General features: G+C 50.8%; 7 protein-coding genes. 6 read left to right on the forward strand and 1 reads right to left on the reverse strand.

Annotated elements, in window-relative coordinates:
* The first annotated feature begins 281 nt into the window (after nucleotides 1-281).
* Genes KW93_RS02480 through icmF form a run of 6 tightly spaced genes read left to right on the forward strand, consistent with a single transcriptional unit; the run spans nucleotide 282 to nucleotide 8,552 of the window.
* On the forward strand, nucleotides 282-1,475 hold the full coding sequence (locus KW93_RS02480) for an acetyl-CoA C-acetyltransferase (RefSeq protein WP_033541380.1): 1,194 nt from the start codon (nucleotides 282-284) through the stop codon (nucleotides 1,473-1,475).
* A 2-nt stretch (nucleotides 1,476-1,477) separates the two neighbouring features.
* The gene (locus KW93_RS02485; protein WP_033541381.1) at nucleotides 1,478-2,329 is read left to right on the forward strand and encodes a 3-hydroxybutyryl-CoA dehydrogenase; all 852 of its coding nucleotides are present in this window, start codon (nucleotides 1,478-1,480) and stop codon (nucleotides 2,327-2,329) included.
* A 17-nt stretch (nucleotides 2,330-2,346) separates the two neighbouring features.
* Nucleotides 2,347-3,483 (forward strand): acyl-CoA dehydrogenase, encoded by a 1,137-nt coding sequence (locus tag KW93_RS02490; protein WP_033541382.1) that lies wholly within the window; start codon nucleotides 2,347-2,349, stop codon nucleotides 3,481-3,483.
* Nucleotides 3,484-3,498: 15 nt separating this feature from the next.
* Nucleotides 3,499-4,638 (forward strand): acyl-CoA dehydrogenase, encoded by a 1,140-nt coding sequence (locus KW93_RS02495; RefSeq protein WP_033541383.1) that lies wholly within the window; start codon nucleotides 3,499-3,501, stop codon nucleotides 4,636-4,638.
* Between the two features lie 14 nt (nucleotides 4,639-4,652).
* The gene (locus KW93_RS02500) at nucleotides 4,653-5,300 is read left to right on the forward strand and encodes a TetR/AcrR family transcriptional regulator (protein ID WP_033541384.1); all 648 of its coding nucleotides are present in this window, start codon (nucleotides 4,653-4,655) and stop codon (nucleotides 5,298-5,300) included.
* Nucleotides 5,301-8,552 carry a fused isobutyryl-CoA mutase/GTPase IcmF gene (icmF, locus tag KW93_RS02505; protein ID WP_033541385.1) on the forward strand — a complete coding sequence of 1,084 codons (3,252 nt, stop codon included), beginning with the start codon at nucleotides 5,301-5,303 and terminating at the stop codon, nucleotides 8,550-8,552.
* Here the strand turns inward: icmF and KW93_RS17725 are convergent.
* Nucleotides 8,514-8,706, reverse strand: a 193-nt coding sequence (locus KW93_RS17725; RefSeq protein ID WP_235318345.1) for a hypothetical protein, incomplete at its 5' end; no start/stop codon positions are given. The genes icmF and KW93_RS17725 overlap by 39 nt on opposite strands.

Raw genomic sequence — 8,706 nt, forward strand, 5'->3', positions numbered from 1 at the left:
AAATATTTGCGACGAAGCAACGTAACGTAGCGGAGTGATGCAGGAGCAATGTTATTAACTGAAACAACTTCCCGAAGATTAATGTCTGTTTTATCAGCGATTCCGGAATTTATCGTCGATTCTTAAGGGTTTATCGTCGATTCCAAGCCATTTATCGTCGATTTTTAAGACTTTATCATCGGTTTTTCACAGTTTATCGTCGCTTCTCAGATTTTACGGAACACCTTATATTTTTTTATTCCATATGAAAACGGTTACAAACAAAAGGGAGGAAAATCACAATGGCAAAAACAGTTATCATTGACGGGGCAAGAACAGCATTCGGAAAATACGGCGGCAGCCTGAGTTCGCTGTCAGCGAGTGACCTTGGGGCGGCGGCGATCAAAGAAGCGATGAACCGCGCCGGGATTCAGCCGGAAGATGTCAACGAAGTCATCATGGGCAACGTGCTGCAGGCTGGCCAGGGGCAGATTCCATCCAGACAGGCGGCCTATAAAGCGGGCATTCCTTATAACGTCAAATCAGAAACGATCAATAAAGTATGTGCATCCGGCCTCCGTTCTGTGACACTTGCTGACCAGATCATCCGCCTCGGCGATGAAGAAGTTATTGTGGCAGGCGGCATGGAATCGATGTCGAACACGCCTTATTATTTGCCGAAAGCGCGCTGGGGGCTTCGCATGGGCGATTCGCAGCTGATCGACGGCATGGTGTACGACGGTTTATCGTGTTCATTCCATCCCGAAAAAGTCCATATGGGCACATACGGAAACGCGACAGCAGAAGCACACGGCCTGACGCGTGAAAAGCAGGATGAATGGTCTGTCCGTTCTCATGAACGCGCACTCAAATCAAAAGATATTTTCGCTGAAGAAATCACGCCGGTCGAAGTGAAACAGCGCAAAGGCGATCCGATCCAGGTCGTACTGGATGAAGCGCCGCGTGAAGGCACAACGGCGGATACACTGGCAAAACTGAAACCGGCATTTGGCAAGGATGGAACGATTACTGCAGGTAACGCGCCTGGCATCAACGACGGGGCGGCTGCATTAATCTTAATGAGCGAAGAACGCGCGCAAAGAGACGGCAAGACGCCGCTTGCCTATGTTTTGGCTCATACAGAGGTGGCGGTTGAACCAAACCGCTTCCCGGAAACACCGGGCCTTGTCATCAATGAATTACTGAAGAAAACCGGCAAATCACTGGAGGATGTCGATTTATTTGAAATCAATGAAGCATTTGCGGCGGTCGCGCTCGCAAGCTCCAAAATCGCCGGTCTTGACGCCGAAAAAGTCAACGTCAACGGTGGCTCTGTTGCGCTCGGCCACCCAATTGGTGCCAGCGGAACACGCATCATCCTGACGCTTGCGTATGAGCTGAGACGCCGCGGCGGCGGTATCGGCATCGCTGCCATCTGTTCAGGCGGCGGACAAGGCGACGCAATTATGATCGAAGTTCCCAAGGAGGCAAATTAAGCATGGCAATTCAGAACGTAATGGTGATCGGAGCCGGACAGATGGGTTCCGGCATCGCGCAGGTTTGCGCACAGGCAGGATTCATCGTGAAATTGAATGATATGAAACAGGAAGCATACGACCGCGGAATCGCGAACATCACGAAAAACCTTTCCCGCAACGTCGAAAAAGGACGTATGACAGAAGAGGAAAAAACAGAAGTTCTCGGCCGCATCACTCCTTCACTTGATTTGAATGACGCGCATGACATCGACATCGTCATCGAAGCGGCTGTTGAAAATATGGAAATCAAACACAGCATCTTTAAGAAACTTGACGAAGTGGCGCCGAAGCACGCGATTCTTGCAACGAATACTTCTTCCCTGCCGATCACGGAAATTGCAGCGGCGACAAACCGTCCCGAGCAGGTAATCGGCATGCACTTCATGAATCCGGTACCGGTCATGAAACTGGTTGAAATCATCCGCGGCCTTGCGACGACTGATGAAGTTTACAAGGCAATTGAAGAAATGACAGTAAAATTATCGAAGACGCCGGTAGAATGCAATGACTTCCCGGGCTTCGTTTCGAACCGGATCCTGATGCCGATGATCAATGAAGCGGTGTTTACGCTGCAGGAAGGCGTAGCGACGAAAGAAGCGATCGACAGCATCATGAAAATGGGCATGAACCACCCGATGGGGCCGCTTGAACTGGCTGATTTTATTGGCCTGGATACGTGCCTTTACATCATGGAAGTGCTGCATGAAGGATTCGGCGACAGCAAATACCGCCCAAGCCCGTTACTGCGCCAGTACGTAAAAGCCGGTTGGCTCGGCAAGAAAACAGGACGCGGATTCTACGAATACAATTAATCGAGGGGGAACCCGCATTGGATTTACACTTTACAGACGAACAGATTATGATGCGCAATATGGTGCGCGATTTTGCGCGTGAAGAAATTACGCCGTTCATCGAAAAAATGGAAGCGGGCGAATTTCCGCGAAAAATAATGAACAAAATGGCGGAGCTTGGCCTGATGGGCATCACAGCTCCGGAAAAATACGGCGGCGCGGAAATGGATTTCACTTCCTATATCACGGCCATCCATGAATTATCGAAAGCGAGCGGCGTCATCGGCGTCATCCTTTCTGTCCATACATCAGTCGGCACCAATCCGATCCTGAATTTCGGGACAGAGGAACAAATTGCGAAATACGTGCCGAAACTGGCAAGCGGCGAATACCTTGGCGCATTCTGTCTGACTGAACCGTCTGCCGGCTCTGATGCCGGAAGCCTGAAGACGAAAGCGGTTCGCGACGGCGACGATTACGTATTGAACGGCTCCAAAGTGTTCATCACAAACGGCGGCGAAGCGGATACGTATATCGTCTTCGCTTCGACGAAACCGGAAGCTGGATCGCGCGGCATCTCCGCTTTTATTGTTGAAAAAGATTATCCGGGCCTGATCATAGGAAAAGATGAGAAGAAAATGGGGCTGCACGGTTCGCGTACGGTGCAATTGACGTTCGATAATATGCGGGTGCCTGCTGAAAATATGCTTGGTACGGAAAATAAAGGCTTCTCTATCGCCATGGCAAACTTGAATGTCGGACGTATCGGCATCGCCGCACAGGCACTTGGCATTGCGGAAGCGGCCTATGAGTATGCAGTGGCTTATGCGAAAGAACGCGAGCAGTTCGGCAAACCGATTGCTCAGCAGCAGGGTGTCGCCTTCAAACTTGCCGATATGGCAACACAGGTTGAGGCGGCGAAACTGTTGGTTTACAACGCAGCGAGCCTTTATTCCGAAGGCAAGGACTGCAATAAAGAAGCATCGATGGCGAAACTGTTCGCATCGAAAGCGGCCATGGATATCGCGATTGAAGCGATCCAGGTATACGGCGGCTACGGCTATACAGAAGATTATCCGGTGGAGCGTCTGTTCCGCGACGCAAAAGTGACGGAAATCTACGAAGGCACAAGTGAAATCCAGCGAATCGTCATCAGCAAGCAATTATTAAAATAGCAGGGGGAAAAGATAATGAATTTCAAATTAAGCGAAGAACATGAAATGATCCGCAAAATGGTGCGCGATTTTGCAAACAACGAAGTGGCGCCGACAGCAGAAGAGCGCGACGAAGAAGAACGTTTTGACCGCGAAATCTTTGATAAAATGGCTGAACTGGGCCTGACAGGGATTCCTTGGCCTGAAGAGTACGGCGGAATCGGATCCGATTACCTGGCGTATTGCATCGCGGTTGAAGAATTGTCACGCGTTTGTGCATCGACAGGCGTAACGCTGTCAGCGCATACATCACTTGCCGGCTGGCCGGTCTACACATTCGGTACAGAAGAGCAGAAACAGAAATATCTGCGTCCGATGGCAGAAGGTACGAAAATCGGCGCTTACGGTTTGACTGAACCGGCTTCAGGAAGTGACGCGGGCGGCATGAAAACCTCTGCCAAAGAAGACGGCGATCATTACATTCTGAACGGTTCGAAAATCTTCATTACAAACGGCGGCATCGCGGACATCTACATCGTCTTCGCTGTGACTGACCCGACTTCAAAACATAAAGGCACGACTGCATTCATCGTGGAAAGCGATTTTGAAGGATTCTCGGTAGGCAAAAAAGAACGCAAGCTTGGCATCCGTTCAAGTCCGACAACGGAAATCATTTTCGACAATTGCCGTGTACCGAAAGAAAACATGCTTGGTGAACTTGGCCAAGGATTTAAAATTGCGATGCAGACGCTTGACGGCGGACGGAACGGCATCGCGGCTCAGGCAGTCGGCATTGCACAGGGCGCAATGGACGCTGCCATCGGCTATGCGAAAGAGCGCGAGCAATTCGGCAAGCCGATTGCTGCAAATCAGGGCATATCATTTAAACTGGCAGATATGGCGACTTCAATCGAAGCTTCACGCCTGCTGACATATCAGGCTGCATGGCTCGAATCCAATAAATATTCATACAGCAAAGAATCGGCGATGGCGAAATTGATGGCCGGCGATACAGCGATGAAAGTCACTGTTGAAGCGGTTCAGGTGTTCGGCGGCTATGGCTATACGAAAGATTATCCGGTTGAACGCTTTATGCGCGACGCGAAAATCACACAAATCTATGAAGGCACACAGGAAATCCAGCGTCTGGTCATTTCCCGTATGGTCACTAAATAATCGGAGGCAGGCCAATGAATGAAAAGCGTGCAATACAGTCTTCCGTTAAAGATGAAAGCCTGATCGAAAAGCGCCGGGCGCAGATGATCCGCGGCGCTGTCACGCTTTTCAAAGAAAAGGGCTTTCACCGGACAACGACGAGGGAAATCGCCAAAGCGGCCGGATTCAGCATCGGCACTCTTTACGAGTACATCCGCACCAAAGAGGATGTCCTTTATCTTGTCTGTGACTCAATCTACGATGAAGTGCATTCGCGGCTGGCTTCTATTGATATGGAGAACGGCTCATGGGAAGTGCTGGTGACGGCTCTCGAGCATTATTACGGCTTGATCGACGACATGCAGGATGAATTCGTTGTCATGTACCAGGAATCGAAAGCATTACCGAAAGATGCTTTGCAGTATGTGCTGAAAAAAGAAACGGAAATGGTTTCCCTTTTCGAGCGCCTGCTGACGGAATGTGCCGAACGCGGCCAGGTGGACCTGACACAGAAGGAAATCCTGCTGGCGTCCCATCATTTATTCGTCCAGGGTCAGATGTGGGCATTCCGCCGCTGGGCACTGCGCGATTTCACCATTGAAGAATTTATTGAAATGCAAACGAAGTTCCTTTTGCAGGGGATGGCTGGGGAAAAAATCTCGATAACAGGGGGCTATTCATAAATGGCTACAATCCAGGAAACAAAAACGTATCAGCCGAAAAACCACATCCGTTTCGTGACGGCTTCGAGCCTTTTTGACGGCCACGACGCATCGATCAACATCATGCGCCGCATCCTTCAGGCGAGCGGTGTGGAAGTGATTCACCTCGGACATAACCGTTCTGTTGAAGAAGTGGTCAACGCGGCAATCCAGGAAGATGTGCAGGGTATTGCGATTTCATCTTACCAAGGCGGCCACGTCGAATACTTCAAGTACATGCATGATTTGCTGCAGGAACGTGGCGCCGGCCATATCCGCATCTACGGCGGAGGCGGCGGTGTTATTCTGCCGCGCGAAATCCAGGAACTTGAAGAATACGGCATCGCCGGCATCTTCTCGCCGGAAGACGGCCGTAAAAAAGGCCTGCAGGGCATGATTACGGAAATCGTTGAGGAATGTGATTTCTCCACGGTCAAACCTGATCTACCGCTTGAAGAGTTGTCAGCGGACAATCCGGTGGCGCTCGCCAATTTCATCACGACTGTGGAAGAAGCGCATACGCGTGACGTCAATACGAATGAATTGCTTGCGGCAGTCCGTGAGCGTTCGAAAAATACACCTGTTCTTGGGATTACAGGTACAGGCGGAGCGGGCAAGAGCTCGCTGACGGATGAACTGATCCGCCGTTTCCTGTCCGAATTGCCGGACAAACGGATCGCAATCCTGTCGATTGACCCGACTAAACAAAAAACAGGCGGTGCCCTTCTCGGTGACCGCATCCGCATGAACGCGATCTTCAACAACCGCGTCTTCATGAGAAGCCTTGCGACTCGCGGCTCGCGTTCGGAACTTTCCGGCGCGATCGGTGATGTGCTGGATGTCGTGAAAGCAGCCGGCTTCGACCTAATCGTAGTGGAGACAAGCGGCATTGGGCAAGGGGATGCGGCGATTGCCGGATTCTCAGACGTGTCGATGTATGTTATGACGAGCGAGTTCGGTGCGCCGACGCAGCTAGAAAAAATCGACATGATCGATTACGCCGATTTGATCGTCATCAATAAATTCGAGCGCAAAGGCTCGGAAGATGCACTACGCCAGGTGCAGAAACAGTTCCAGCGCAGCCATCTGCTGTGGGATAAAGTTCTTGATGAAATGCCGGTCTACGGCACGATTGCGAGCCAGTTCAACGATAAAGGGACAAATTCTTTATTCGCGGCATTGGTGGCAGTTGTCAATGAAAAATGCGGCACGGACTGGACGACGGATTACGAGCAATTCGTAAAAACTCAGAAAGAGAATTTGATCATTCCAAATGAACGCCGTTATTATCTGCGTGAACTGACGGATACGGTCCGCGGCTATCACGCGAAATCGAAAGAGCAGGCAGCATTCGGCCGTCGCCTCTTCCAATTGGAAGGCGCCATCGATGAAGTGAAGAAGAATGCACCGGATGACGCATTGGTGAATTCGCTCGAATCATTGGCGGAAGGCGTACGCGGTGAATTGACGAACGAATCGAAACGCATCCTCGAAAACTGGGCTGCGCTGAAAGAAGCGTATGCAGGCGATGAATTCGTCACGAAAGTGCGCGACAAGGAAATCCGTACGATTTTACGTACAGAAAGCTTGTCCGGCTTGAAGATTCCGCGTGTTGTACTGCCGAAATTCGTCGATTACGGCGAAATTTTGAGCTGGGTCTACGCTGAAAACGTGCCGGGTTCATTCCCTTATACAGCAGGCGTTTTCCCGTTCAAGCGTGCGGGTGAAGATCCAAAACGCCAGTTTGCGGGCGAAGGAACACCGGAACGCACAAATCGCCGTTTTCATTATCTGTCAAAAGATGATGACGCAAAACGTTTGTCAACGGCTTTTGATTCTGTAACGCTTTACGGCGAAGATCCGGATCACCGTCCGGATATCTATGGTAAAGTCGGTGAATCAGGTGTATCCATCTGTACGCTGGATGACATGAAGAAATTATATGACGGCTTTGACCTTTGTGCGCCGTCGACTTCCGTTTCGATGACGATCAACGGCCCGGCTCCGATAATCCTCGCAATGTTCATGAATACGGCAATCGACCAGCAGGTCAAAAAACGCGAAGAAGAACTTGGCCGCACATTGACAGTCGAAGAATTTACGGAAGTCCGTAAAGGCACGCTGCAGGTGGTGCGCGGTACGGTTCAGGCTGATATCCTGAAAGAAGACCAGGGCCAGAACACGTGCATCTTCTCAACAGAATTCGCGTTGCGTATGATGGGCGATATCCAGCAATACTTCATCGACCACAAAGTGCGCAATTACTATTCCGTTTCGATTTCCGGCTATCACATCGCGGAAGCGGGCGCAAACCCGATTTCACAGCTTGCGTTCACGCTGTCGAACGGCTTCACGTACGTGGAGTATTATTTGAGCCGCGGCATGAACATCGATGATTTCGCACCGAACCTGTCATTCTTTTTCTCGAATGGCCTGGATCCGGAATATACGGTGATCGGCCGTGTAGCAAGACGCATCTGGGCAATCGTGATGCGCGACAAGTACGGTGCCAATGAACGCAGCCAGAAACTGAAATACCATGTGCAGACTTCAGGCCGCAGCCTTCATGCACAGGAAATCGACTTCAACGATATCCGGACGACGCTGCAGGCATTGATGGCATTGCAGGATAATACGAACTCGCTTCACACGAACGCTTACGACGAAGCCATCACGACTCCGACGGAAGAATCTGTGCGCCGCGCTATGGCGATCCAGATGATCATCACGAAAGAGCACGGCCTGTCGAAAAACGAAAACCCGCTGCAGGGGGCATTTATTGTAGAAGAACTGACGCAGCTCGTCGAAGAAGCGGTATTGCAGGAATTCGACCGCATCAACGACCGCGGCGGCGTGCTTGGCGCAATGGAAACACAGTATCAGCGAGGGAAGATCCAGGAAGAATCGATGCATTATGAAATGCTGAAACACACAGGCGAATTGCCGATCATCGGAGTCAACACATACTTGAATCCGAATCCGCAATCGGACGAAGACATCAACTCGATGGAAATCGCCCGCGCCACAAAAGAAGAAAAAGAAACACAGATCGCCAATTTGCGCGCGTTCCAGGAGCGCAACGATTCAGCTGAAGCGCTTGAGCGCCTGAAGCAGGTCGCGAAAACTGGCGGCAACATCTTCGAAGAATTGATGGAAACTGTCAAAGTGGCAAGCCTCGGTCAGATTACGACTGCCTTATACGAAGTCGGCGGCCAGTATCGCCGGAATATGTAAGGGATTTTGCGGAAACCTGCTTGCATCTTGATGCAGGCGGGTTTTTCTTATTAAAAAAGGGAGAATGTACAGGCGGAATCGCTGAATTGGATTGTTTTTAGGGGGGCGTGCGTTCCGGAGCCACTTGCGGGCGATTAAATGAAAATGCGGGCGA

Source organism: Planococcus sp. CAU13, assembly GCF_000775575.1.
Taxonomy (GTDB): Bacteria; Bacillota; Bacilli; order Bacillales_A; family Planococcaceae; genus Planococcus.

Excerpts from the sequence above, each read along its gene's own strand:
- KW93_RS02485 (WP_033541381.1), top strand. The coding sequence starts at position 1,478 with ATGGCAATTCAGAACGTAATGGTGATCGGAGCCGGACAGATGGGTTCC.
- KW93_RS02495 (WP_033541383.1), top strand. The coding sequence starts at position 3,499 with ATGAATTTCAAATTAAGCGAAGAACATGAAATGATCCGCAAAATGGTG.
- icmF (WP_033541385.1), top strand. The coding sequence starts at position 5,301 with ATGGCTACAATCCAGGAAACAAAAACGTATCAGCCGAAAAACCACATC.
- KW93_RS02480 (WP_033541380.1), top strand. The coding sequence starts at position 282 with ATGGCAAAAACAGTTATCATTGACGGGGCAAGAACAGCATTCGGAAAA.
- KW93_RS02500 (WP_033541384.1), top strand. The coding sequence starts at position 4,653 with ATGAATGAAAAGCGTGCAATACAGTCTTCCGTTAAAGATGAAAGCCTG.